Origin of the sequence: Micromonospora sp. NPDC049089 (assembly GCF_040648775.1) — a bacterium.
GTDB lineage: Bacteria > Actinomycetota > Actinomycetes > Mycobacteriales > Micromonosporaceae > Micromonospora.
This window is the reverse complement of record NZ_JBEZEH010000058.1, coordinates 1-23,960: the sequence shown is the minus strand read 5'-3', so window position 1 is coordinate 23,960 and position 23,960 is coordinate 1. Positions and strand designations below refer to the sequence as shown.

At 72.1% G+C, this 23,960-nt stretch carries 21 protein-coding genes and 1 riboswitch; of the genes, 12 read left to right on the top strand and 9 right to left on the bottom strand.

All coding sequences use genetic code 11. The features are described 5' to 3' along the window. Positions 1-38: 38 nt before the first annotated feature. From AB0B48_RS12840 to eccB, 3 genes are read right to left on the bottom strand one after another with little or no spacing between them, the layout of a single operon-like run. On the bottom strand, positions 39-1,334 hold the full coding sequence (locus AB0B48_RS12840) for a WXG100 family type VII secretion target (RefSeq protein WP_357200021.1): 1,296 nt from the start codon (positions 1,332-1,334) through the stop codon (positions 39-41). After that, the gene (locus AB0B48_RS12835; RefSeq protein ID WP_355004994.1) at positions 1,327-1,737 is read right to left on the bottom strand and encodes a hypothetical protein; all 411 of its coding nucleotides are present in this window, start codon (positions 1,735-1,737) and stop codon (positions 1,327-1,329) included. Before AB0B48_RS12835 ends, AB0B48_RS12840 begins: the two co-directional genes overlap by 8 nt. A 46-nt stretch (positions 1,738-1,783) precedes the next feature. Further along, complete coding sequence (eccB, locus tag AB0B48_RS12830) at positions 1,784-3,403, bottom strand: type VII secretion protein EccB (protein WP_357200017.1); 1,620 nt, start codon at positions 3,401-3,403, stop codon at positions 1,784-1,786. A 163-nt stretch (positions 3,404-3,566) separates the two neighbouring features. Here eccB and AB0B48_RS12825 point away from each other — a divergent pair, with 163 nt between their 5' ends. Then, positions 3,567-4,754: a type VII secretion protein EccE gene (locus AB0B48_RS12825; protein WP_357200014.1), complete on the top strand. Its 1,188-nt coding sequence runs from the start codon at positions 3,567-3,569 to the stop codon at positions 4,752-4,754. Between the two features lie 19 nt (positions 4,755-4,773). Here the strand turns inward: AB0B48_RS12825 and eccD are convergent, their stop codons facing one another. Beyond that, on the bottom strand, positions 4,774-6,171 hold the full coding sequence (gene eccD / locus AB0B48_RS12820; RefSeq protein ID WP_357200011.1) for a type VII secretion integral membrane protein EccD: 1,398 nt from the start codon (positions 6,169-6,171) through the stop codon (positions 4,774-4,776). Positions 6,172-6,337: 166 nt separating this feature from the next. Here eccD and eccCa point away from each other — a divergent pair, with 166 nt between their 5' ends. The 3 genes from eccCa to AB0B48_RS12805 all read left to right on the top strand — a co-directional run bounded on the left by eccCa (position 6,338) and on the right by AB0B48_RS12805 (position 11,121). Further along, positions 6,338-10,303 carry a type VII secretion protein EccCa gene (gene eccCa / locus AB0B48_RS12815; protein ID WP_357200008.1) on the top strand — a complete coding sequence of 1,322 codons (3,966 nt, stop codon included), beginning with the start codon at positions 6,338-6,340 and terminating at the stop codon, positions 10,301-10,303. 205 nt (positions 10,304-10,508) lie between these two features. Beyond that, positions 10,509-10,817 carry a WXG100 family type VII secretion target gene (locus AB0B48_RS12810; protein ID WP_139583998.1) on the top strand — a complete coding sequence of 103 codons (309 nt, stop codon included), beginning with the start codon at positions 10,509-10,511 and terminating at the stop codon, positions 10,815-10,817. A gap of 25 nt (positions 10,818-10,842) precedes the next feature. Further along, positions 10,843-11,121: a WXG100 family type VII secretion target gene (locus AB0B48_RS12805; RefSeq protein ID WP_357200004.1), complete on the top strand. Its 279-nt coding sequence runs from the start codon at positions 10,843-10,845 to the stop codon at positions 11,119-11,121. Positions 11,122-11,216: 95 nt separating this feature from the next. Here AB0B48_RS12805 and mycP read toward each other — a convergent pair whose 3' ends face one another. Both mycP and AB0B48_RS12795 read right to left on the bottom strand, forming a co-directional pair. After that, positions 11,217-12,446: a type VII secretion-associated serine protease mycosin gene (mycP, locus tag AB0B48_RS12800; RefSeq protein WP_357200001.1), complete on the bottom strand. Its 1,230-nt coding sequence runs from the start codon at positions 12,444-12,446 to the stop codon at positions 11,217-11,219. 51 nt (positions 12,447-12,497) lie between these two features. Next, positions 12,498-12,833: a MarR family winged helix-turn-helix transcriptional regulator gene (locus AB0B48_RS12795; RefSeq protein ID WP_357199998.1), complete on the bottom strand. Its 336-nt coding sequence runs from the start codon at positions 12,831-12,833 to the stop codon at positions 12,498-12,500. A gap of 226 nt (positions 12,834-13,059) precedes the next feature. On the opposite strand from AB0B48_RS12795, the gene AB0B48_RS12790 reads away from it, so the two are divergent. Further along, positions 13,060-13,779 (top strand): carbonic anhydrase, encoded by a 720-nt coding sequence (locus AB0B48_RS12790; protein WP_357199996.1) that lies wholly within the window; start codon positions 13,060-13,062, stop codon positions 13,777-13,779. A 56-nt stretch (positions 13,780-13,835) separates the two neighbouring features. Here the strand turns inward: AB0B48_RS12790 and AB0B48_RS12785 are convergent, their stop codons facing one another. Together AB0B48_RS12785 and AB0B48_RS12780 are read right to left on the bottom strand one after the other, a co-directional pair. Further along, entirely contained in the window at positions 13,836-14,855 is a 1,020-nt protein-coding gene (locus AB0B48_RS12785; protein WP_357199993.1) for a hypothetical protein, read from the bottom strand. 4 nt (positions 14,856-14,859) lie between these two features. Beyond that, positions 14,860-14,990: riboswitch (cyclic di-AMP (ydaO/yuaA leader) on the bottom strand. Positions 14,991-15,156: 166 nt separating this feature from the next. Continuing rightward, entirely contained in the window at positions 15,157-16,545 is a 1,389-nt protein-coding gene (locus AB0B48_RS12780) for a YibE/F family protein (protein ID WP_357199990.1), read from the bottom strand. Positions 16,546-16,997: 452 nt separating this feature from the next. Between AB0B48_RS12780 and AB0B48_RS12775 the strand changes: the two genes are divergently transcribed. Next, positions 16,998-18,962: a heavy metal translocating P-type ATPase gene (locus AB0B48_RS12775; protein WP_357200052.1), complete on the top strand. Its 1,965-nt coding sequence runs from the start codon at positions 16,998-17,000 to the stop codon at positions 18,960-18,962. 6 nt (positions 18,963-18,968) lie between these two features. On the opposite strand, the gene AB0B48_RS12770 is transcribed toward AB0B48_RS12775, so the two are convergent. After that, on the bottom strand, positions 18,969-19,265 hold the full coding sequence (locus AB0B48_RS12770; RefSeq protein ID WP_030329541.1) for a metal-sensitive transcriptional regulator: 297 nt from the start codon (positions 19,263-19,265) through the stop codon (positions 18,969-18,971). Between the two features lie 94 nt (positions 19,266-19,359). On the opposite strand from AB0B48_RS12770, the gene AB0B48_RS12765 reads away from it, so the two are divergent. The 6 genes from AB0B48_RS12765 to AB0B48_RS12740 all read left to right on the top strand — a co-directional run bounded on the left by AB0B48_RS12765 (position 19,360) and on the right by AB0B48_RS12740 (position 23,817). Further along, positions 19,360-19,569, top strand: a complete 210-nt coding sequence (locus AB0B48_RS12765; protein WP_238681977.1) for a copper ion binding protein — start codon at positions 19,360-19,362, stop codon at positions 19,567-19,569. 13 nt (positions 19,570-19,582) lie between these two features. Next, on the top strand, positions 19,583-20,533 hold the full coding sequence (locus AB0B48_RS12760) for a hypothetical protein (RefSeq protein ID WP_357199986.1): 951 nt from the start codon (positions 19,583-19,585) through the stop codon (positions 20,531-20,533). Positions 20,534-20,545: 12 nt separating this feature from the next. Further along, positions 20,546-22,792 (top strand): heavy metal translocating P-type ATPase, encoded by a 2,247-nt coding sequence (locus AB0B48_RS12755; protein ID WP_357199983.1) that lies wholly within the window; start codon positions 20,546-20,548, stop codon positions 22,790-22,792. A gap of 74 nt (positions 22,793-22,866) precedes the next feature. Next, positions 22,867-23,040 (top strand): CsbD family protein, encoded by a 174-nt coding sequence (locus tag AB0B48_RS12750; protein WP_036410891.1) that lies wholly within the window; start codon positions 22,867-22,869, stop codon positions 23,038-23,040. Positions 23,041-23,203: 163 nt separating this feature from the next. Then, entirely contained in the window at positions 23,204-23,551 is a 348-nt protein-coding gene (locus tag AB0B48_RS12745) for a helix-turn-helix domain-containing protein (protein ID WP_285792822.1), read from the top strand. Further along, positions 23,548-23,817, top strand: coding sequence for a hypothetical protein (locus AB0B48_RS12740; protein WP_112581781.1), 270 nt, complete (start codon positions 23,548-23,550; stop codon positions 23,815-23,817). The genes AB0B48_RS12745 and AB0B48_RS12740 overlap by 4 nt, the downstream gene beginning before the upstream one ends. Positions 23,818-23,960: the final 143 nt, after the last annotated feature.

The following is a 23,960-nucleotide window of genomic DNA, read 5'->3' as shown; positions in this document are numbered from 1 at the left end:
ACCGCCGGTGGTGCGTGCCGGCCGGCGGTGGGCCGTGGTCAGTCGCCGGTGCCGAGCACCGGGGGCGCGGCTTTGTCGTCGCCCTGCCACACCATCTCGTCCTCGGTCAGCCAGGTCAGCCGCTCGTCGGAGTCGTCGTCCTGCGCACGCCCCTGCCCGCCGAGCACACCGGGACGACCGCCGCCGGACCCCGGCCGGGCGTTGCCACCGGTCATGGCCGGACGGCCGCCGCTCCCACCACGCTGGCCGTCGATGCTGCGCCCGACCCCGTTGGCGGCACGGGTCTCCGCCGGGGGCGCGCCACCGCCGGTCGGTCGAGCCGAGGTGGGGGCCGCGCTGCCCGAGCCGGCGAGCGCGCCGCTGCGCAACACCCCGCCGGCCGGTGCCCCGCCCTGCGCCCCGTAGAGCAGGCCGGGACCGGTGCTCGCCGCGGTGGGCGCGCCGGCCGGCCCGGACAGCCCGACCAGCCCGGCGGCACCCCCGCCGAGCAGCGCGCCGCCGAGAAGCGGGTCGGCTCCGGCGAGGGACGTGCCGCCGCCTGGGAGGTCGCTGCCAGCGCCGGTCGGAACGGTGACGACAGCCGCCCCGCCGCCGGTGACCGCGCCGACCTCGCCCGGCGTCGAACCGTCGCCCGGCAGTTGGGCGACATGGTCGGGCGTCGAGATGGTCGCGTCACCCTTGCGGCCGGTGTCGGCGCCGGTGTGGGGGCCGCCGCTCACCCGGGCGATCGCCGAGACGCTCTGTGGCGTCGTCGGGTCCTTCCGGGCGGTGGTCGGCGTGTCCGGGTCCGGTGGGGGCGGTTCGACCACCCGGTCGTAGGCGGAGATCTCGTAACTGTTGGCCAGGCCGGCCACCAGGTTCACCATCCGCTGGTGGGCCTTCTCCTGCTCTGCCTTGTCCTGCTGGTGACCCGCGATGCCTCCGACGATCAGACCGGTCACACCGAAGACCGCGCCACCCTTGATCGCACCGCCGATCGCCTTGTCGTTGTCGTCGGTCTCCTCCGGGCTCTCAGCCTGCTTGTGGGCGTCGCGCAGATGGTCGGCCATCATGGTCAACCCCTGCCTGATGCCGGCCATCCCTTCGCCCAACGCGTCAGTGTGGGCGACGATGAAGCTGAGTCGCCGGTGGAACTCCTGACCCGCCGAACCCGTCCAGGTGTTGGCGAGCTTGTCGAGGTCGCCGCTCAACTCCCGGCCGAGACCGTCGAGGATGCCCTTGAGCTCGGCCCACTGGGTGGCCACGCCCTCGATCTGCTCCGGCTTGCCCGCCATCAGGCCGTCGTACAGCTGCTGGTGACTGTTGCCCTGGTAGCGCTGGGTGTAGTCAGACACGCCCGTCCTCCTTCGGCTGCAACGCCCGGTCGACCGGGGTCAGCGCGGCGGTGACATCGTCGGCGTTTGCCGCGTTACGCGCCTCGGCGGTGCGGTAGTTGTTCAGGATCGTGCTCGTCGCCTGCTGTGCCGCCAGCACCGCCTGCCGGATCCGTTCGGCCTGGTCGACATAGGACTGGTGGACCTCGCTGTAGCGACGCGCCTTGTCGGTGGCGTCGAAGAACGAGCCCAGGGCCGGAGGACGGCACTGCATCTCGGTGTTGAGCTTGCGCAGCACCGACTCGGCCTGGCTCAACCGCGACGCCAGGTGCTCGTGGAAGTCCTCAAGGGACAACAGGTCGACTTCCGTACGCCCGGCCATGGCAACATCCCCGTCGTTCTGGTTGACAACCGTCAGCGGCATCCAGGTTAGTCCACCAGTGCGACTCCGGGCGACCCGTCGAAGCTGCTCAGCCGTCGGCGTCGGTCGATTCCGTGGATCCCCCGCCGGTCCCACCGCTCGACGGGGTGCCACTGGCCGGACTCGACGATGTCGACCCCGACGGTGGCGCGGCGGACGGCGTACCCGACGGTGGCGTGGCGGACGGCGTACCCGACGGCGGTGCCGCTGACGGCGAGCCCGACCTCGGCGCGGTCGACGGCGGTGCGGTCGGTGCCGGCCCGTCGGCAGCGAAGACGGCGAACGCGTCCTCGCGGTCCAGCGTCGGCCCGGTCGGGATCAGTGCGAGCAGGGAGCCGGGCACCGCCAGCGGGGTGATCCCGCCGTAACCGAGCACGTCGAGGGTCTCCGCCGAAGCGAGCGGATACCGGATGCCCTGCGGGCTGATCAGGTAGATCGTCGACCCGGCGGCACCGGAACCGCTGGTCCCGGCACCGGGCGAGGCCTGCGCGATGACACCCTTGCCGCCGGGCAGCAGCACCGCCTCAGCGGTGCGTACCGCGTCGCGCCTGGTCTGGCGCACCGGCACCAGGCCCGGATCGCTGTCGGTCAACTCGGTCGGCACCCGGTCGAAGACCTCCAGGGTGGTGGTCGGCGGGCCGCCCGCGCTGCCCTTGCGGTACGTCGCGCACAGCGTGGTCTGACCGGGCTGGGCCGGGTAGAGGGCGGGCATCGTCGCCGGCACCCCCTCCTCCTCGATCCGCCGCTCCTCGAATGCCTCGCTGGCCTGGTTCGGGGTGATGTCGGTGATCCGACCGCCGTTGCTGACGAGCAGCAGAGCGGTGATCTCACTGATCGAGACGAGAGCGTCCCGGGTCAGCACGTAGTGCCGCCCGGCGGCCTTGAACACCGAACCGACGTCGTACGTCTGCCCTGCCACAGTGCGGCTGCTGGGCTGACCCTCGCCGGGCAGTGACGGCCGGCGCAGCGGTGGCCCGGCCGGCACGGCGTTGAGCAGCTGCTGTCCGACCTGGAGTCGCTCGGTGCCGGCCATCCGCAGCGCCGTGATCGTGCGGGACGGATCGAGCAGCTGGAGTCGGGTGTTGTTGGTGACCAGGTACCGCTGGTCGTTCACCGAGACCAGCACCGCCCGGTCACCCAGCGGCGTGCCGCCGGGCAGCGCCCGGTCGATCACCAGACGGGTGCTGGAACGCTGCCGGTCGACCGGGTCGGGCACGTCGCAGACCGACCAGGGCAGGCCGGTCAGCGACTTGCGGTCCGGCAGGGCGTCAGGCGCCCCGACGATGCCGACGGTGACGCCGCGGGGCCGGTCCCGCAGCGACGCCTGGGACATCGTCCGCACCTGGGCACTCGCATCGTTGACGATGAGCCGTGCCGAGGTGTAGTTGAGCGTCGGGTGCAACTTGCCCTCGATGAACACGTACGTCGCGCCGGTTTCCCGTTCGATGACCAGGGTCTGGTCGTCCAGCGGTGCCGCGCCACCGGTCAACTGGCCGTAGGCCCCGACCCCGCCCAGCACGATGGCCGCGGTGAGGACACTGCCGAAGACGGCCATGCCGAGACGTCGCATCGGCAGGTTGGTGGTCTCCGGATCGCCCGACAGCAAGGCGGAGACGATGCGGCGGGTGACGAAGCGGTACGCCTGCACCTGATCGCGGCGGGTCCGCATGACTTACCTCCGGCGGGGTGGATCCGCGACGATCAGGGTCGGGGTGCCGTCGCGGGCTTCCCTACGATAAGGGGCCGACTGTGGTTCCTTGGGACCACCGCTCGTGGCCGGCACCGGAGAAGACCCGGCGCAGAGTCGTACCGTGCAGGAGGGACAGTCAGCGATGACGCAGGTTCAGGCGCCACCCGTCCGAGCGGTCACGGACCCTGTCGACGTTCCGACCCGGTCGGCGCCCCCGGCCGAGCGGCCCGGCCGTGGGCGGGTCGGCCCCGTACTGGTCGGGCAGCTCGTCGTACTGGAGCTGTGCGCGGTTGGCGTCTGGGCCGCCACGGCCGGACCCAGCTGGGTGCTCGCCGCGGCGGGTGTCGCATCGCTGCTGGTCGTCCTGGCGGCCTTCGCCCGTCGGGGTGGCCGTTGGTGGTTCGAGGACCTGCTGCTGCGCCGGCGTCTGCGGCGACGTGGTGAGCGGGCGTCGGCAGCCCTGGCCAGTGGCACGGCGACCGATCCGAGGTTGGCTGCGCTCGCTCCCGAGCTGAGCGTCATCGAGCTGACCGACCGAGGCACCCGGCTCGGCATCGGGCGCGACGACCAGGGCTGGTTCGCCGCCGTCGCCCTGCAGTCCGCCACCGGTGCGGCGGTCGGATCGGTCGACGCCGCCGCCGTGGACCGCGCGCTGCGGGTGCTCGCGGACTTCAGCGCCCCGGTCTCCCGGGCCCAGGTCGTTGCGCACACGTTGGTCTGGTACCCGGCACCCGGCGCGCCGCCGGCTGCTCACCGGACCGTCTGGGTGGCGGTGCGGCTCACCGTCCGGGATGCCCGGGTCGAGGCGGTGAGCCGGGGCGGCGGGTTGACCGGCGTACACCGGACGGTGGCTGCCGGCATCGGCCGGCTCGGCAAGGCGCTGACCTCGGCGGGGCTGGCACATCGCCCACTGGGCCGGGAGGAGCTGCGTGCGGCCATCGTCTCGGCCGCCGGCCTCGACCTGGTGCCCGAGGCGCCGGCCGAGAGTTGGCGTGGGTTGCGCGGCGGCGGCTGGACGCACCGCTGCATGGCCCTGCCGGGCCGCTTCGACGCGCCGCTCGGTCCGCTGGTGGACGCGATCACCGCGACCTCGGCACCGTCGCACACGGTGGCCGTGACCGTCTCGTCGGACGGTCGGGTGGCGGCACCGCTGCTGCGGGTCGCGGCGATGGACAACCACGTCGAGGCCCTGGTCAAGGTGGTTCGCGACGTCGCCGGCCGGGTGGGCGCGTCCACCCGGCCGATGGACGGTCAGCACGGCCCGGGGGTCTACGCCACCGCTCCGGTCGCGTCGGCGCTGGGCGTCTCCACCGATCTGCGGTCGCGCTGACCGGTGCGGGGGCGCACGGTCAGGGGCGGAGGTTGACGATCCAGCCGTAGAGGCCGCAGACCCAGAAGGCGAGCGGCACCAGCGAGATGATGAGCAGGATCTCGGCGATGTCGAGCAGGCGGCCCCAGACCGGCGAGATGCGCTTGCCGGCGACGGTCAGACCGTAGATCAGGCTGATCACCGCGGCGAGCACCAGACCGCCCAGGATCAGGCCGAGCCGGACCGGCAGCGACCCACCGGCGAAGGTGGTCGCGGCGGCCAGGCCCAGACCCACGGTGCCGGCCAGCAGCACCGGGGTGCGCTGCGCCCGGCCCAGGAGGGGGCGGGCCCGCAGCAGTGCCAGCAGGGCCAGCACCAGGCAGAGCAGCACCGCGGGCAGGCGCCCGTCCAGGGCCAGCACGAGTTGCGCGCCCAGCACCAGCAGCGACACAGTCCACAGCAGACCGGTCAGGAACGCGTCCGCGCGCTCGCTCTGCTGGAGCACCTGCCGGCCGTCCACCGACTCGCTGTCGGTCTTCAGGTCCTCCGGACCGGTCGGAATCGACGGCACCGGCAGCCGGGCCAGCCGGTAGGCCATCATCGGCAGCGCCGGCACCACGCCGAACGCGACAGCGGCGACCACCGAGGCGGAGGCCGCCGCGTCGAGGTCGAGGGCCAGGCAGAGCACGGCGCCCAGGCCGGTCGCGGCCGCGACCCCGATCGCGGCGAAGAAGAGAGGGTACCGGTCGCCGACCGCCAGCACCGCCACCGCGCCGGCCACCACCGCGGCGGTCGCCGCGAGCAGGACATGCGGACTGGCCAGGTCGGTCAGTGCCCGATCACCGGCCAGCAGCAGCAGGCCACCGGTGGCCGCGTGCACCAGGCCGACCAGGGCCAGCACCGCGCCGATGCCGCTGTCACCGGCGGCCCTGGACAGCACCGCCGCGCCCACCAGCAGCGCCACCGCGACCAGCAGCGCGGCCAGCGCGCCAGGCAGGTGCGGCGGACCGGCGAAGAGGGCGGCGAGCGCGCCGGCACCGAGCGCCGCCGCCGCGAAGACCACAGCGAAGGATCGGGTCGCGCCGACCTGCCAGGCGCCCGGGCGCTGGTTGGTCGCGGTGGCGACCGCGTCCACCACGTCGTCGAAGACGATCTCCGGCGCGGCGTCGGACCGGGGGTTGAAGTAGAGCACCTCACCGTCCCGGACGCTGAGCTGCGCCGCGGTACGACCACCGTCGAGGGGCGCACCGCCCAACCGGGACAGTGCCCAGCCACCGTGCCGCGCACCCTCGTCGGCCATGTCCTCACCGGCGTAGCGCAGCAGAGTGGGGAGCAGGTCGGCCAACGGCACGTCCGACGGCAGCGCCAGGTCCATCCGGGTACGCGGGGCCACGATGGTGATCCGGCTGAGACCGCCGGTCGCCGTCTTCGTCGCCACAGTGGCCTCCAGGTGTGCGTCTGTGATCGGCTGGCTGGGATGCCGCGGTCCGGGTCCACCGCGCACACGGCAGATTACCTACGATGACGGCACGTACGATGCCCACCCGCGGGCGGTGTTCCGCGGGCCGCACGTCATCAGGGCCGCTTCTGGGGAGGAGACAGCCGTGAGCACTGTGGTGTTCCGCCGGCTCCCGCGTCAGCCGGGGCCGGCCCTGCCGCGCGGCGAGGTGCTGCTGGAGTCGCCTCCTGAGCTGCCCGAGCCGACACCCCGCGGGATGGGGCAGCTGCTCATGATCCTGCCGATGTTCTGCGGGGTCGGCGCCATGGCGTTCCTCTACGCCGGCAAGGGCGGCGGCATGATGACCTACGTCGCCGGTGGTCTGTTCGGTGTCTCGATGCTCGGCATGGCGATCGGCTCGTTGGCCAACAGCGGCGGCAAGGACAAGGCCGAGCTGAACGCCGATCGCCGTGACTACATGCGCTACCTGGCGCAGATGCGCAAGCGCACCCGGCGTGCCGCCGAGCAGCAGCGGGCCGCGATGGCCTGGCGGCACCCGGAGCCCGACGCGCTCTGGTCGATCGCCGCGTCCCGGCGACTCTGGGAGCGGCGGATCACCGAGGACGACTTCGGTGAGACCCGGATCGCCCTCGGCCCGCAGCGGCTCGCCGTGGAGATCGTCCCACCGGAGACGAAGCCGGTGGAGGACCTGGAGCCGATGAGCGCCATCGCGCTCCGCCGGTTCGTCCGGGCACACTCCACGGTGCCCGAACTGCCGACGGCGCTGTCGGTGCGCGCGTTCAGTCGGGTGGTGCTGCGCGGCGACCGCGAGCCGGTGCTCGACCTGACCCGGGCGGCGCTGGGGCAGCTGACCACCTTCCACGCACCGGACGACCTGGTGATCGCTGTGGTCGCCGCACCCGACCGGCAGTCGTCCTGGGACTGGGTGAAGTGGCTGCCACACGCCCACCACAGCGGTCGGACGGACGCCGCGGGCGCGCGCCGGCTGGTGTTCGCCAGCCTGGCCGAGGCCGAGGCCTCGCTCGCCGCCGAGCTGGCCGGGCGGCCCCGGTTCGCGCCGGAGGCCAAGCCGCTGACCACCGCCCCGCACCTGGTCGTGGTGATCGACGGCGGGGAGATCTCGCCGACCTGCCAGCTGGTCGGTCCGGGTCTGCTCGGGACCACCGTGATCGACCTCTCCGGGACGGTGCCGCGCGACGCCGGCCGCTGGCTGCTCTGCCTCGACGTGAACGACGGAGGCTCACTCGACCTGGTCCGGGGCACTTCGTCGTCGACGCTGGGTCGTCCCGACCGACTCAGCGCGGAGGCCGCCGAGGGGTTGGCCCGACAGATCGCCCCCTTCCGGCTCTCCCAGCAGCAGACCGGCGGCGACGAGCCGCTGGCCCGCAGCACCGAGCTGCCGGACCTGCTCGGCGTCGGCGACGCCGCCGCGGTGGACGTGCAGAACACCTGGCGCCCGCGTGGGCACCGCGACCGGCTGCGCATCCCGCTCGGTGTCGGCCCGGACGGCAACGTGGTCGAGCTCGACTTCAAGGAGTCGGCGCACGAGGGCATGGGCCCGCACGGTCTGGTGATCGGTGCGACCGGCTCCGGCAAGAGCGAGCTGCTGCGTACGGTGGTGGCCGCGTTGGCGGTGACCCACTCGTCGGAGGAACTGAACTTCGTCCTGGTGGACTTCAAGGGCGGCGCTACCTTCGCCTCGCTGGAGGCGCTGCCGCACACCAGCGCGGTGATCACCAACCTGGCCGACGAGCTGCCGCTCGTCGACCGGATGCGCGACGCGCTCGCCGGTGAGATGGTGCGCCGCCAGGAGTTGCTGCGGGCGGCCGGCAACTACGTCTCCCGCTTCGAGTACGAGAAGGCGCGCTCGGCCGGTGAACCGCTGGCGCCGATGCCCAGCTTGTTGATCATCTGTGACGAGTTCAGTGAACTGCTCGCCGCCAAACCGGACTTCATCGACCTGTTCGTGATGATCGGCCGGCTGGGTCGGTCCCTCGGCGTGCACCTGCTCCTGGCCAGCCAGCGCCTCGAAGAGGGCAAGCTGCGGGGCCTCGACACGCACCTGTCGTACCGGATCGGTCTGCGGACCTTCTCCGCTGTGGAGAGCCGGATCGTGCTCGGCGTCCCGGACGCGTACGAGCTGCCGAACGCGCCGGGCCACGGCTACCTGAAGACCGACACCAGCACCATGCTGCGGTTCCGGGCCGCGTACGTGTCGGGGGCGTACCGGGCGCCGGGGCAGCAGGCCTCCGCCTCGCAGGCGCTGGTGCAGCGCCGGATCGTGCCCTACGGTCTCGACTTCGTACCGGTGCAGGTCCCGCAGGTGCCGGTGGCCACCGCTCCGGAGGCGGAGCAGCCGGCCGACGGCAAGGCAGTGGCGATGCTCGACGTGCTGATCGACCAGCTCAAGGGGCGGGGCCGCCCGGCGCACCAGGTGTGGTTGCCGCCGTTGGCCGACCCGCCGGGTCTGGGCGAGCTGCTCGGTCCGCTGGCGGTGGACCCGACCTACGGGTTGTGCACCGCCTCCTGGCCCGGGCGCGGGCGACTGACAGTGCCTGTCGGCGTTGTGGACCGCCCTTACGAGCAGCGTCGGGATCCGATGATGGTCGAGCTGGCCGGGGCCGGCGGCAACGTGGTCATCGTCGGTCGGTCGCTGAGTGGCAAGAGCACGATGCTGCGGACGCTGCTGGCCTCGTTGGCGCTCACGCACACGCCGCGGGAGGTGCAGTTCTTCTGCCTGGACTTCGGTGGGGGCGCGCTACGCAGCATGGAGCGGTTGCCGCACGTGGCCGGGGTGGCGGGTCGGCGCGACGTCGAGGCGGTCCGCCGGACGGTGGCCGAGGTGGTCGCCGTCCTGGACGATCGGGAGGGTCGTTTCGCCCAGCACGGCATCGACTCGGTGGCGAGTTACCGTCGTCGTCGTGCCGCCGGTGAGTTCGCCGACGACCCGTTCGGCGACGTGTTCCTGGTGGTGGACGGGTGGAACACCCTGCGTCAGGAGTACGAGGAGCTGGAGCAGACCATCACCACGTTGGCCAACCGGGGCCTCGGCTTCGGTGTGCACGTGGTGCTCACCGCCGTGCGGTGGGCGGAGATCCGGATCAACATGCGGGATCTGCTCGGCACCAAGTTGGAGCTGCGCCTCGGTGACGCGTCGGAGTCCGAGATCGACCGTCGGGCGGCGAACAACGTGCCGGAGAAGTCGCCCGGTCGTGGCCTGACCCGGGACAAGCTGCATTTCCTCACCGCGATCTCACGGATCGACGGCCGTCGCGACATCGATGATCTGAGCGAGGCCTCGCTGTCCCTGGCCGGGCACGTGGCGGCGAACTGGCCGGGGCGTCCGGCGCCGAAGGTGCGGTTGCTGCCGCGCCGGCTGCCGGTGACGGAGCTGGCCCGGATCATCGACCGCTCGGCGCCCGGTATCCCGATCGGTGTCAACGAGTCGGCACTCGCGCCGGTCTACCTGGACCTGACCAACGAGCCGCACCTGACGGTCTTCGGCGACGCCGAGTGCGGCAAGACCAACCTGCTGCGCCTGATCGCCCGGGGGATCACCGAGCGGTACACGCCGGCGCAGGCCCGGCTGGTGATCGCCGACTACCGGCGTGGCCTGCTGGGGGCGGTGGAGGGTGACCACCTGCTCGACTACGCCCCGTCGAACCAGGCGTTCGCCCAGGGGCTGGGGTCGATCCGCAGCGCGCTGTCCAACCGGCTGCCCGGCCCGGACGTGACCACCGCCCAGCTGCGTGATCGGAGCTGGTGGAAGGGTCCGGATCTCTACATCCTGGTGGACGACTACGACCTGGTGGCATCGGGCGGCAGTAACCCACTGAGCGCCCTCCAGGAGTTGTTGCCGCAGGCCCGTGACATTGGTCTGCACCTGATCGTCACGCGCCGCGTCGGTGGTGTCTCCAGGGCGCTGTACGAGCCGGTGCTGCAACGGCTGCGCGAGTTGGACTCACCGGGCCTGCTGATGTCCGGCAACCGGGAGGAGGGCGCGGTCTTCGGCACGTTGCGGCCGAGCCCGCAACCGGCCGGTCGGGGCACCCTGGTTCGCCGTCGCGATGGCCAGCAGCTGATTCAGACGGCCTGGTCTGAGCCGGCCTGAGCGCTGTCGTTCGTTCGGTAGGGGCTGGTGGGCCGTTCCGGTCCGATTCATCACCATCCATCGAACGTCGCCGGTCAGGGCTGCGAGGGCTGGACACGTTCCGCTACGGTCTTCACTGGAGTGTCCGTCGGTGGGGTGTTGCTGCCTTGCCGCGGGGGAGGGGTGCGGCGAAGCCGCCACCACAACAGACGGAAGGGTGTGAAGCATGGCGTTCGAGGTCGAAGCTGCGACTCTGCATACCGCCGCGAGTGACGTGCGGTCCACGCGCAGCGAGGTCGACGGCGAGCTGAAGAAGCTCTGGAACGTGGTCGACGACCTGGCCATGGCGTGGAAGGGTCAGGCGTCCACGGGCTTCCAGTCGCTGATGACGCGCTGGAACGAGGACACCGTCAAACTGCTGACGGCGATGGACAGCATCGCTGACCTGCTCGACAAGTCGGGTACGACGCACCAGGTCAACGACGAAGAGCAGCAGCAGATGCTGGACAAGTTCCACTCTGCTCTCAACCCGTGATCCGTAGCCGGCAGAGGAGGAAATCGTGACGATCAAAGTTGACTATGCGGTCCTCGAGAGCAGCAACCAGCAGATGCAGGCCATCTCGAAGACCCTCGAGGAAAAGCTCGACACGCTGCGGTCGATGCTGACCAAGCTGCACTGGGACGGCGAGGACCGGGCTGCCTACGAGCAGCACCAGGCGAAGTGGGACGCGGCGGTCCGGGACATCAACCGGATCCTGAACGAGATCGGCGGTGCCGTGGGCATCGCCCGCGAAAACTACCTCACCACGGAGATGAGCAACTCCAAGGTGTGGAGCTGAGGCATTCGCACAAGCGGCTCCGGTCCGGTTCGCTGGCCCGGAGCCGCTTTGTGTCTGGCGTTGGCGGGCGTAGGCGTCGGGGTGCGGTGCCCAGCTCAGCCGGCGGTTGGTGCGTCGTTGCGTCGGCCGGGGCGCCAGTCGCGTCGGCGGCCCAAGGCCATGATCGGTCGCGCGACCAGCAGCAGCCCGGCGAGTAGCCCGCCGATGACCGCCGCCCAGATCGCTGTGGGGCGCTGCCAGCTCAGCGGGTCGTCCCGCACGGCGGGCGCCGGGAGCGCGCCGGCCGGCGGGTTCGCCCGGGTGCCGAGCAGGCTCGACACCGCCCGGTACGGGTTGACCATCCCGTGCCCGATGTCGGCGTTCTGGCCCTCGGGTGGGTTGTCCGCGGTGCGCTTCAGCCGATCCGCTACCTGCTGCGGGTCGAGACCGGGGTAGGCGGCCCGGACCAGCGCGGCCGCTCCCGACACGTACGCGGCGGCGTAGCTGGTGCCGCCCTCCGGCACGGTGCGGTAGCCGCTGTTTCCGGGTGCCGGCCCGACGATGTTCATCCCGGGTGCGGCGATGTCGACGTAGTCGCCGCTGATCGAGGTGCCGACGTGGCCGCCCTGCTCGTCCACCCCGCCGACCGCTATCACCCCCGGGTAGGCGGCCGGGTAACCCGGCAGGTTCTGCGAATCTTCGGACCGGTTGCCCGCGGCGGCGACCAGCACCACCCCTTTGGCCAGCGCGCGCTCGACGGCCGCCGTCAGTTCGGGGCGGGGAACCGTGGTCAGGGACAGGTTGATCACGTCGGCGCCCTGCTCGACCGCCCAGTCGATTGCCGCGGCGATCTGCGCGGGGAGTTGCGGGTTGTTGACCGCGCCGAGTTGCGGCAGCACCCGGATCGGCAGGATGCGGGCGGCCGGGGCGATGCCGCTGAAGGGGACGACGGTGCCCTCCCGGCCCGCGATGATGCCCGCGATCAGCGTGCCGTGCCCGGCCTCGTCGCACTGGCCCTGGCGGGCCGGCAGGCCGTTGAAGTCGCGACCCTCGAGCACCTGCCCCTTGAGGAGCGGGTGGGCGGCGGAGACTCCGGAGTCGATCACGGCCACCGTGATCCCGGCTCCCCGGGACAGCGGCCACGCCGAGGACGGCTCCAGCCGGCGGAGCGCCCACGGCATCTGGGTCAGGCTGTCGGTGCCGGTGGGACCGCAGAGGGGCGGCGCGGCGGTCGCGGGGGAGGGTGCCACCAGGCCGGCGCCGAGCAGGACCGCCAGCGTTCCACTGAGGACGCCGCGAAGGGCACGGCGGGACGGGGTCGCGCTCAACGGCGGGCATTCGCGCACCCACAAAGGTTACCGCCGTGACCGTTTGTCAGCGGCCCCCGGTGACCGGGGTCAGGCCCGGGGCTCCGCCTTCGCGGTGGACGTGTCGGCGAACAGCGCGAGCAGGTCGCCGACCTGCCGGTCGGCCTCGGCTGGGTGCCGGAACCGGCCGGCCGGGTTGAGGGTGTACTCGTTGCGTCGTCCGACCCGGGTGCGGTGCAGGTAACCGTCCGCCTCCAGGTCGGCGACGATCGCCTGCGCGGCCCGTTCGGTCACCCCGACCTCGGCTGCGACATCACGCAGCCGGGCGGTCGGGTCGCGGGCGATCGCCAGTAGGACGTGCCCGTGATTGGTGAGGAACGTCCAGTTCCGCCCACTGCCGGTGTCGCCTGTCACCGTGCTCGCCATCGTGTGACCGCCCTTTCGGATGTCCGTCTGCCCTCGCGAGAGTCTGGTCCGCCCCGCCCCGGGAAGGTTGCCCAGGGTGTGGCCGGAGTCAACGTATGAAATCTAAATCACGCATACCTTGACGCATCTTACGGTGCGTGTGACGGTGGAGCACGAGCCAGCGCCCGCCGCCCGCCCGGCGGAAAGCCGGTTTGACCAGGTCAGATGCGTCGAGACGAGGTGCGGGATGAGTCATACCGGGAGCTCCGGCGGTCAGCCGGGTCCGCAGCGGACCACCGACGGGGCCACCGCGCTCAGTGAGCCGACCCGGGCGTACGCCGAACTGGTCGCCGGCAACCGGCGTTTCGTCGATGGCGCCCCACGCCACCCCAACCAGGATGCCGGGCACCGGGCCGCGGTGGCCGACGGGCAACACCCGTTCGCGGTGATCGTCGGCTGCTCCGACTCGCGACTGGCTGCCGAGATCATCTTCGACCGGGGCCTGGGCGACCTGTTCGTGGTTCGCACCGCCGGGCACACCGCCGGCCCCGAGGTGCTCGGCAGCGTCGAGTACGCGGTGACAGTGCTCGGCACCCCGCTGGTGGTGGTGCTCGGTCACGACTCCTGCGGTGCGGTGCAGGCCGCCCGGGAGTCCGCCGCGACCGGTACCGCGCCGAGTGGCCATCTGCGCGCCGTGGTCGACGCCGTGCTGCCCAGCCTGCGCCGGGCCGCGGCCGAGGGGGTGGACGACATCGACGGCATCGTCGACATCCACATCGCACAGACCGTCGAGACGCTGCTCGGGCAGTCGCCCGTGCTGGCCGACGAGGTGGCGCGGGGGCGGTGCGCGGTGGTGGGCGTGTCCTACCGACTGGCAGCCGGAGCGGTACGCCAGGTGGCCGCCGTGCCGGCCGGCTTCACGACCCCGGCCGAATCGACCGACCCGGCCGCGCCTGCCACCGTCTGACGCGACGAGGGCCGCTCCGCGTCACGCGGAACGGCCCTCGACGGAGATCGGGCGGGTCAGAGCAGCGACATGTGAACGTGGTCGGTGTGGTTCGACGGCCCGCTGTACGAACTCCAGCCGGTGGCCGGGAACCAGATCTGCCGGTTCCAGATCACGTAGTAGATGCCGAGCCGGTCGGCGTTACGGATGAGGAACGCGGCGACGTTGTTGCCGTACGTCCTGGTGTCGTTGTTGTGCCACGGGGAGAACCCGCTCTTCTGTAGCGACCAGTCGCAGGCGCGGCCCTTCGGGTGCTCCCACGGCCCGCCGGGGCGGTAGCAGCCGACGAACCGGTTGAAGCCGGCCGCCTTGACCTCCTTGTACGCGTGCAGCGTGCGCGGCGTGATGCAGCCGGAGGTGGTGGGGTCGTTCTCGCTGCACGACTGGGCCTTCCAGTCCCCGTCGGCCGTGCGACCCGGGCCGATCTTCGCGACCTTGGAGGTGGCATCCACCAGGCCGCCGGTGAAACCCTTGCCGCCGACGAGGGAGAGCGCCTTGTCGGCCTCGCTCTTGCGCTTCGCCATCAGGGCGGTCTGCTTCTGCTGCTCGCGCACCTCGGTGTCGAGGGCCAGCTTGGCCTGCTCGGCGCGGGACTTCACCTCGTTGACCTCGGAGAGCTTCTTCTCGTTGACCATGTTGATCTCGTCGAGCAGCCCGGCGCGCTGGACGAACGAGTCGGGCGCGTCGCTCTCCAGCAGCATCGCGACCGCGCCGATCCGGCCGGTCCGGTACGCCTGGGCGGCGATCTGCCCGACCTGCGGGGCCAACGCGTCCAGTTCGGCCTTGGCCCGGTTGACCTCCGCCGCCAACTCGCTCTGCCGCTTCTTGGACTTGTCCAGCTTGGACTTCGCGGCGGAGTAGTCACGGTTGGCCTGCTCGATGACGTCGTTGAGCAGCTTGGGCTCGCCGTCCTCCTCGTGCCCGGACGGTGTGGGGTTCGTCGGGGCGGCGTGCGCCGGGAACGGCCCGGCGAACACGGTCAGTGCGGCGATCACGGCCACCACGGGTGTCAACCAGCGGCGTAGGGGTGCCGTCACAATGTTCCCTTCCGTCGACCGCCGACCGGGTTAGCTGACGGGTTCGGGGCGGAAGTGGCCCCTACCGCTGATGCGGATTCACCCCAGGTACCTGGGTCCCCGGCTCGCCGGTTGGCGATTGGGCGGTGGCACCGCAGGCGCCGCTTCGCGCCTTCATCGGTAACCGGCAGCGAGGTTACCCGAGAGTCGACCGGCTGAGCTACGCCTGGATGCCGACCAAAAGCGTCATTTCGCCATAGCGTTGAGTGACCAGTGACGGGGTTCTCAGGGTGGATGCCCGATCTGGTCACGCTGAGGAGTGTCACCATGCCGTATCCGTGCTCCTGTTCGACTTCGGCCACCGGTCGGTGGCCTCGGGTGGGGGTGCGGTCCGCGTCCGGTCCGGTTCGTCGGAGCCGGCCGTTCGCGGTGAGCTGAGTGCGGCCAGTGCCTCGCTGCGGTCCGGCTGGGGCCGGGGCGCGGGAGCGTCGGTGGGCGCTGAGGCGTCGGTGAGCGCTGAGGCGTCGGCGCGCCCGGCGGCGGTGACCACCGCGGCCAGCCCGGTGGTCAGTGGTACGGCGGCGATCAGACCGAGGGTGGCGACCGCGCTGCGGACGATCTCCTGCGCGAGGAACTCACTGGTGAGGATCTGCCCGATCGGCCGCGAGTCGGCAGTGAGCAGGAGCAGCAGGGGCAGTGAGGCACCCGCGTACGCCAGCACGATGGTGTTGACAGTGGAGGCGATGTGCGCGCGACCGACCCGGGTGGCGGCACGGTAGAGCTGCAACCGGGTCAGCCCGGGGTTGGCGTTCGCCAGTTCGGTGACGGTGGCCGCCTGGGTGACCGTCACGTCGTCGAGCACCCCGAGTGACCCGATGATGATTCCGGCGAGCAGCAGTCCGTGCAGGTCCACGTCGCCCTGGAACATCGACAGGGTGGTGGCGTCCTCGCTGCCGAAGCCGGTGAGGTGGGTCGCGGCCGTGGCGATGGTGGCGAGCACGCCGGTCAGGACCAGGCTGCCCAGGGTGCCGAGCACCGCGACCGAGGTCTGTGCGGTGACCCCGTGGGTCAGATAGAGCACCACGAACATGATCAGGGCCGCGCCGACCACCGCCACCAGCAGCGGTGACCTGCCGGCGCTGATGCCCGGCAGCACGAAGGTGAGCAGGATGGCGAAGCTGGCGGCCAGCCCGGCGAGCGCGGCCAGACCTCGCCACCGACCGAACGCGACGATCGCGGCCGCGAAGATCACCGCCAGCCACACCATCGGGGTGCCGCGTTGGTGCTCGGCGATGTTCCAGTTGCTGGTGGTGGGATCGGTCGGGTCGGCCAGCTCGACCAGGACGACCTCGTCGCCGACCTCGACCCGGGGTGCGCCGGGCCCGTCGGGCACCGGAGTCCGTACCTGCTGGCCGGCGGTCGGCCCGTCGTCCACCCGCACGTCGACAGTGCCGCACCGCCCATCGCCGACCCTCGGTGTGCCCTCGGGGACCGACGGCGCCGGCGGGCACGGCTCGCTCACCACCCGGGTGACAGTGCCGGGGTAGCGCGGCACGTCCGCACCACCATCGGTCTGCGGTGACCCGCCGCGCGGCCAGAGCAGCACCGCGGCCAGCACGGTGGCGACGAAGAGGGGTACCACAGTCACGACGAGGATCCGTCGCACCCGAGGCGGGGCGGACGGAGCGGGGTGAGTGTGGTCGGCGGCCAAGGTGAGACTCCCAACGATCCGGTGCGGGATACGGGTCAGCGGGCCGGGCGGTTCACCGTTGCGGTGGAAACGCGGCGGACGGCGGGGCGGATCGCTGCCTGACGACCGCTTGATCACGGACGGTCAGTGCTCGGCCCGGTCGGCTGGGGGCACCGCCACGACGTGGCGGCGCCGGTGCCCGACTGTGCAGCGGCATTCGGAGGGCCATCGGGGGAGATGCTAGCCAGCCCATCCGGGGGTTGCAGGTCGTGGCGGAGTGTCGGGCGGCCGAACCGCTCGCGCGGCGGTCTCCGGGGCGGCATGTTGGAGCCATGCCCGCTCCGTCACCGCCCGACCCCGACCGACCGCGACACGCCGAACCCGTGCCGCACGACAAGCATTCCGGGCACGACAAGCACGCCGGGCACGACAAGCACGCCGGACACGACAAGCACGCCGGACACGATCCGGCGATGTTTCGCCGTCGGTTCTGGGTCTGCCTGGTATTGACCATCCCGGTGGTGCTGACGAGTCATCTCGTGTCGGGTCGGCTGGGCCTGAGCGGGGACGTCGTCCCCGGTCAGGGCTGGGTGGGCCCGGTGCTCGGCTCGGTGGTGTTCTGGTGGGGCGGTTGGCCGTTCCTGGTCGGTGCGGTCCGAGAGGTCCGGGACCGGGCGCCCGGAATGATGCTGCTGGTCGCGATGGCGATCACCGTCGCGTACGCCGCGTCCCTGGCGACCAGCGTCGGCGTCTTCGACCTGGACTTCTGGTGGGAGTTGGCCGCGCTGGTCACCATCATGCTGCTCGGGCACTGGCAGGAGATGAAGGCCATCGGACAGGCCCGGGGAGCGCTCGCGGCGCTGGCCGCGCTGTTGCCGGACGAGGCCGAACGGGTGGCGGCGGACGGGCGGGTCGAGGCCGTGCCGGTGACCGGTCTGCGGATCGGCGACGTGGTGCTGGTCCGGCCGGGGGGTCGGGTGCCGGCGGACGGCCGTGTCGTCGAGGGCGGCGCCGAGCTGGACGAGTCGATGATCACGGGGGAGTCGCGGCCGGTCGCCCGGTCGACTGGCGACCGGGTGGTGGCCGGCACCGTCGCCACCGACTCGGCGATCCGGGTGCGCGTCGAGGCGTTGGGTGAGCAGACCGCCCTCGCCGGCATCCAGCGGATGGTCGCGCAGGCCCAGGCCTCCGGTGGACGGGCCCAACTGTTGGCCGACCGGTTCGCCGCCGCGCTGTTCTACCTGGCCACCGGCACCGCCGTGCTGACCGTGCTGGTCTGGACCGCGCTCGGTCAGCCCGACGAGGCGGTGGTCCGTGCGGTCACCGTCCTGGTGATCGCCTGCCCGCACGCGCTGGGTCTCGCCATCCCGCTGGTCGTCGCGCTCTCCACCGCGCTCGCCGCACGGTCCGGGATTCTGGTCAAGGACCGGCTGGCCCTGGAGCGGATGCGGACCGTCGGCGCGGTGCTCTTCGACAAGACCGGCACGCTGACCCGGGGCGAGCACGGGGTGACCGACCTGGCGACGGCGTCCGGCGTCGAGCGGAGCGAGGTGCTGCGCATCGCGGCCGGTGTCGAGTCGGAGAGCGAACATCCGTTGGCCCGGGCGATAGTGGCGGCGGCCGGCCGCGGCGGCCCGGCCCGGGCAGCCGACTTCCGGTCGCTGCCGGGCCGCGGTGTGAAGGCGACAATCGACGGTACGGAGTACGCGGTGGGCGGGCCGGCGCTGCTGCGCGAGCTGGGCGTTTCGCTCCCGGCGGAGCTGGAGGCCGCGACCGGGCGGTGGTCGGCGCGGGGTGCCGCGGTGTTGCACCTGGTGCGGCTGCCCGACGCCGTGCTCGGTGCGTTCGCGTTGACCGACGAGGTGCGTCCGGAGGCCCGGCGCGCTGTCGACGAGTTGCGTGCCGAGGGTGTCCGAACCATCGCCATGATCACCGGTGATGCCCGGCCGGTGGCCGAGGCGGTCGCCGCCGATCTCGGCTTCCGGCCCGGCGTCGACGAGGTCTTCGCCGAGGTGCTGCCGGCGGAGAAGGACGATCGGGTGGCCGAGCTCCAGCGGCGGGGGTTGGTGGTGGCGATGGTCGGTGACGGGGTGAACGACGCGCCGGCGCTGGCCCGGGCGGACGTGGGCATCGCGATCGGCGCGGGCACCGATGTGGCCATCGAGTCCGCCGGGGTGGTGCTGGCATCCTCGGACCCGCGCGGGGTGGGGGCCGTGGTTCGGCTGTCCCGGGCGTCGTACCGGAAGATGCGACAGAACCTGGCCTGGGCGGCCGGCTACAACGTGGTGGCGCTGCCGCTGGCCGCCGGGGTGCTGGCCTGGGCGGGTGTGGCGTTGAGCCCGGCGGTGGCCGCGGTGCTGATGTCGGCGTCGACGATCGTGGTGGCGCTCAACGCTCAGTTGCTGCGCCGGGTCCGTCTCGATCCCGCGCCGGAGTGAGCGCGGTCAGCCGCGCTTCATGAGCCGGCCGACCGCCGCCATCATCTCGGTGGCCATCTCGTCGGCCCGACCCTCAGCGGCGCCCTCGTGCATGCAGTGCCGGGCGTGCCCGTCGAGCAGCCCGAGAGCCACCTTGTCGAGGGCGGCCTGGATGGCGGAGATCTGGGTGAGCACGTCGATGCAGTAGCGGTCGTCGTCGACCATCTTCTCGATGCCCCGGACCTGCCCCTCGACGCGGCGGAGCCGCGCTAGCAGCTGGTCCTTGCTGGCGGTGTATCCGCGGATCGGGGTGGGTGCGGTCATGCCGACCAGGATAGCGTACCCCCAGGGGGTATGGTACGGTCGGTTCTGATGAGATACCCCCACCGGGTACCGGTACCACGAAGGAGACGATCCAATGGTCGACACGACGTACCAGGTGCAGGGCATGACCTGCGGGCACTGCGTCAGCGCGGTGAGCGCCGAGGTCGGCGCCATCGCGGGTGTGCGTGACGTCCAGGTCGACCTCGCCGCCGGCCGGGTCACCGTCAGCAGCGACCAGCCGCTGGACACCGCGGTCGTCCGGGCCGCCGTCGACGAGGCCGGTTACGACCTCGTCGACGCGTGATCGGCGGGCCGACGTGCGTACCGTGACGAAACTGGCCGGCTTCGCCGTCGGCCTGGCGGCGGTCTTCGGCGCCGCCTACGGGATCGGCCGGGTCGTCGACCCCGCCCCGGTCGCCGAGAGCCGGCACGACGATGCCGCCGCCACCCCGACGGCGGACGAGCGGGGCGGGACGGGCGATCGGCTGCCCGGCGGGTTGCTCGTCTCCGAACGTGGCTACACCCTCGAACCGGTCGACGCCCCGGCCGACGAGTTCGCCTTCCGGATCACCGGCCCGGACGGTCGCCCGGTCACCCGGTACGACGTGGCGCACGACAAGCAGATGCACCTGATCGTCGCCCGTCGGGACCTCTCCGGCTTCCGCCACGTCCACCCCGAGCTGGCCGCGGACGGCACCTGGCGGGTCGACACCCCGCTGGCCGGTCCCGGACAGTGGCGGGCGTTCGCCGACTTCGCCCCGACCGGGGGCGAGCCGCTGACCCTGGGCGTGGACGTGACAGTCTCCGGCGAGCTGACCGAACGGCCGTTGCCCGCCCCGACGACCAGCACCACTGTCGACGGCTACACGGTCACCCTGACCGGTGCGCCGCAGCCCGGTCGGACGTCGTCGCTGACAGTGACCGTCAGCCGGGACGGGCAGCCGGTCACCGACCTGGAGCCCTACCTGGGCGCGTACGGGCACCTGGTGGCACTGCGTCGGGGTGATCTGGCCTACCTGCACGTGCACCCGGACGGGACGCCCGGCGACGGGCGCACCCGGCCCGGTCCGGCCGTCACCTTCCTCGCCGAGGTGCCCTCGGTCGGCAGCTACCGGCTCTACCTCGACTTCCAGCACGGCGGGAGGGTGCACACCGCCGAGTTCACAGTGGTCGCCGGCGCTGCCCCGACCGGAGACGCCCCCGAACCGAGCGGCCCCGCACCGACCGGCGGGGCCGACCACGGCACCCCCGGGCACGGACATGACTGACGGGACCAGACGATGACCACCACCAGCAGACCGCTGCCCGAGGCGCCGAACCGGATCGAACTGGCGATCGGCGGGATGACCTGCGCCGCGTGCGCCGCCCGCATCGAGAAGAAGCTCAACCGGATGGACGGGGTGAGCGCCACCGTCAACTACGCCACCGAGAAGGCGACAGTCCGGTACGCCGACGGCGTCACACCGGACGACCTGATCGGGACCGTGCAGAAGACCGGTTACACCGCGGCGTTGCCAGCCCTGCCCAGCGCGGAACCTCCGGTGGACCCGTTGCGGGGGCCGCGTACCCGGCTCTGGGTGTCGGTGGCCCTGAGCGTGCCGGTGGTCCTGCTGGCCATGGTCCCGGCCTGGCAGTTCGACTACTGGCAGTGGCTGTCGCTGACCCTGGCCGCCCCGGTGGTGGTCTGGGGCGGGCTGCCGTTCCACCGGGCCGCCTGGACCAACCTGCGGCACGGCGCGGCCACCATGGACACACTGGTGTCGCTCGGCACGTTGGCCGCGTTCGGCTGGTCGCTCTGGGCGCTCTTCCTCGGTGACGCGGGGATGCCCGGAATGACGCACCCGTTCCGCTTCGACATCGTCCGGAGCGACGGCGCCGGCAACATCTACCTGGAGGCGGCCGCCGGGGTCACCGTGTTCATCCTGGCCGGTCGCTACTTCGAGGCCCGGTCGAAGCGAACTGCCGGCGCCGCCCTACGCGCCCTGCTCGATCTCGGCGCCAAGGACGTGACGGTGCTGCGTGACGGCGTGGAGATCCTGATCCCGGTGGACCGGCTCGCCGTCGGTGACCGCTTCGTGGTCCGCCCCGGGGAGAAGATCGCCACCGACGGGGTGGTCGACGAGGGCACCTCCGCTGTCGACGCCAGCATGCTCACCGGTGAGTCGGTGCCGGTCGAGGTCGCCCCGGGTGACGGCGTGGTCGGCGCAACGATCAACGCGGGTGGGCGCCTGATCGTCACCGCCACCCGGGTCGGCGCGGACACCCAGCTCGCCCGGATGGCCGACCTGGTGGAGCAGGCGCAGAGCGGCAAGGCGGCGGTGCAGCGGCTGGCGGACCGGATCTCCGGGGTCTTCGTGCCGATCGTCATCATCCTCGCCGTCGGCACGCTCGGCTGGTGGCTCGGCACCGGGGCCGGCCCGACCGCCGCGTTCACCGCCGCCGTGGCCGTGCTGATCATCGCCTGTCCGTGCGCGCTCGGCCTGGCCACCCCGACCGCGCTGCTGGTCGGCACCGGTCGGGGCGCCCAGCTCGGCGTGCTGATCAGGGGCCCGGAGGTGCTGGAGTCGACCCGTCGGGTGGACACCGTGGTGCTCGACAAGACCGGCACCGTGACGACCGGCCGGATGACACTGGTGGACGTGGTGCCGGCGAGCGGCGTGGACCGGGCCGAGCTGCTCCGGCTCGCCGGGGCGGTGGAGGCCGCCTCCGAGCACCCGATCGCCCGTGCGGTAGCGGCCGCTGCCACCGAGGCGGGCGCGTTGCCCCCGGTGAGCGCCTTCGGCAACCTCGAAGGGCTGGGGGTGAGCGGCACCGTCGACGGGCGGGCCGTGCTGGTCGGCCGGGTCCGGCTGCTGCGCGAGCGTGAGATCGACGTACCCCCGGAGGTCGAGTGGGCGGTGCGCGACGCCGAGGCCGCCGGCCGTACGCCGATCGTCGCCGGCTGGGACGGCCGGGCCCGGGGCGTGCTCACTGTCGCCGACGTGGTCCGGCCGACCAGCCGGGCGGCGGTGGCCCGGCTGCGCGGGCTGGGGCTGACTCCGGTCCTGCTGACCGGGGACAACGCCACTGTGGCTCGCGCGGTCGCCACCGAGGTGGGCGTCGACGAGGTGATCGCCGAGGTGCTGCCGGCCGGGAAGGTCGACGTGATCAAGCGGCTCCAGGCCGAGGGGCGGTCGGTGGCGATGGTCGGTGACGGGGTCAACGACGCCCCGGCGCTGGCCCAGGCCGACCTGGGGCTGGCCATGGGCACCGGCGCCGACGTGGCGATCGAGGCGGCCGACCTCACCCTCGTCCGGGGCGACCTGGACGCCGCGGTGGACGCCATCCGGTTGTCCCGCCGCACGCTTGGCATCATCCGGGGCAACCTGTTCTGGGCGTTCGGCTACAACGTGGCGGCCCTGCCGTTGGCCGCCGCCGGGCTGCTCAACCCGATGATCGCCGGTGCCACGATGGCGCTGTCCTCGGTCTTCGTGGTGGCCAACAGCCTGCGCCTGCGTCGCTTCCGGTCGGCCGCTGCCGATCTGTGACGACGGTAATGGTTGGACCGGAGACGGCGGGGGTACCTCTGTTGTCGTAGCGACGCTTGCAATGGAGGTTGGCAATGGGATTCGACGACAAGATCAACAACGCCACCGAGGACGCGACCGGCAAGCTGAAGGAAGGCGCCGGTCGGGCCACCGACAACGAGCAGCTGGAGGCGGAGGGTCGCGCTGACCAGTCCACCGCCAAGCTCAAGCAGGCGGGCGAGAAGATCAAGGACGCCTTCAAGAGCTGACGTACGACGTAACCCGCACGCCGGGCCGGTGATCATCACCGGCCCGGCGTGCTGTGTGTCCGGCCTCTTCCGCCGACCCTGAGATCCCCCTGATTCCGCTTTCCGTCCGCACCGCAGTTCGCCGACACCTGCTAACTTCCCTTGGCATGTGCAAGGGCTGGTTATGAGCACCGCCTCGCCGCCGACCGGCGACGACCTGGTTCGGGTGCTGGCCACCCTGGCCAACCCGCACCGGCTGCGGGTCGTCGCCGCGCTGGCCCGCGAGCGTGCGTACGTCAGCGGGCTGGCCCGGCAACTGGGCATCAGTCGAGCGCTGTTGCAGGTCCACCTACGGAAGCTGGCGGCGGCCGGGCTGGTCACCGCCCGCCTGGAGTTGTCGGAGGACGGGAAGGCCATGAACTACTACGAGGTGGAGCCGTTCGTGCTCACACTCACCCCCGCGGTCATCGCGGCTGCTGTCGAGACGCTGACAGTGCCCGACTCGGGCGAGCAGCCGGGAGCGCAGCGATGAGCGAACACGACTGGACCGAGGTGGTCGGCGCGATCGGCATCTTCGCCTTCCTGATCAGCGTGGTCACGGTGACCGTCGTGCAACTCGCCAAGACCCGTCGGGCCCGGTACGAAGCGGACCGGGCGGACGACTACCGCCAACTCGCCGAGACGGCCGCTCAGGCACAGGCGGAGAACGCCCGACTGCTCGCGGCGATGGACGGCCGGCTGGGCGGAATGGAAACCCGGATGACCACGCTCGAACGCGTCCTGCGCGAGGTCGACTGACCCGGCGGACGAGAGAGGCCCCGGGCCGTCGTGCGGCTACTCGACGGCCCGGGGGGTAGCCGCCTCACCGCGGCCCGTGGGCGGGTTTCACCGGCAACCCGGCGTCGTGGAGAGGACCGCCCCTCCAGCGGGGCTCACGCCAA

Excerpts from the sequence above, each read along its gene's own strand:
- AB0B48_RS12835 (WP_355004994.1), bottom strand. The coding sequence starts at position 1,737 with ATGCCGCTGACGGTTGTCAACCAGAACGACGGGGATGTTGCCATGGCC.
- eccB (WP_357200017.1), bottom strand. The coding sequence starts at position 3,403 with ATGCGGACCCGCCGCGATCAGGTGCAGGCGTACCGCTTCGTCACCCGC.
- AB0B48_RS12825 (WP_357200014.1), top strand. The coding sequence starts at position 3,567 with ATGACGCAGGTTCAGGCGCCACCCGTCCGAGCGGTCACGGACCCTGTC.
- AB0B48_RS12810 (WP_139583998.1), top strand. The coding sequence starts at position 10,509 with ATGGCGTTCGAGGTCGAAGCTGCGACTCTGCATACCGCCGCGAGTGAC.
- AB0B48_RS12795 (WP_357199998.1), bottom strand. The coding sequence starts at position 12,833 with ATGGCGAGCACGGTGACAGGCGACACCGGCAGTGGGCGGAACTGGACG.
- AB0B48_RS12790 (WP_357199996.1), top strand. The coding sequence starts at position 13,060 with ATGAGTCATACCGGGAGCTCCGGCGGTCAGCCGGGTCCGCAGCGGACC.
- AB0B48_RS12775 (WP_357200052.1), top strand. The coding sequence starts at position 16,998 with ATGTTTCGCCGTCGGTTCTGGGTCTGCCTGGTATTGACCATCCCGGTG.
- AB0B48_RS12770 (WP_030329541.1), bottom strand. The coding sequence starts at position 19,265 with ATGACCGCACCCACCCCGATCCGCGGATACACCGCCAGCAAGGACCAG.
- AB0B48_RS12765 (WP_238681977.1), top strand. The coding sequence starts at position 19,360 with ATGGTCGACACGACGTACCAGGTGCAGGGCATGACCTGCGGGCACTGC.
- AB0B48_RS12755 (WP_357199983.1), top strand. The coding sequence starts at position 20,546 with ATGACCACCACCAGCAGACCGCTGCCCGAGGCGCCGAACCGGATCGAA.
- AB0B48_RS12750 (WP_036410891.1), top strand. The coding sequence starts at position 22,867 with ATGGGATTCGACGACAAGATCAACAACGCCACCGAGGACGCGACCGGC.
- AB0B48_RS12745 (WP_285792822.1), top strand. The coding sequence starts at position 23,204 with ATGAGCACCGCCTCGCCGCCGACCGGCGACGACCTGGTTCGGGTGCTG.
- AB0B48_RS12740 (WP_112581781.1), top strand. The coding sequence starts at position 23,548 with ATGAGCGAACACGACTGGACCGAGGTGGTCGGCGCGATCGGCATCTTC.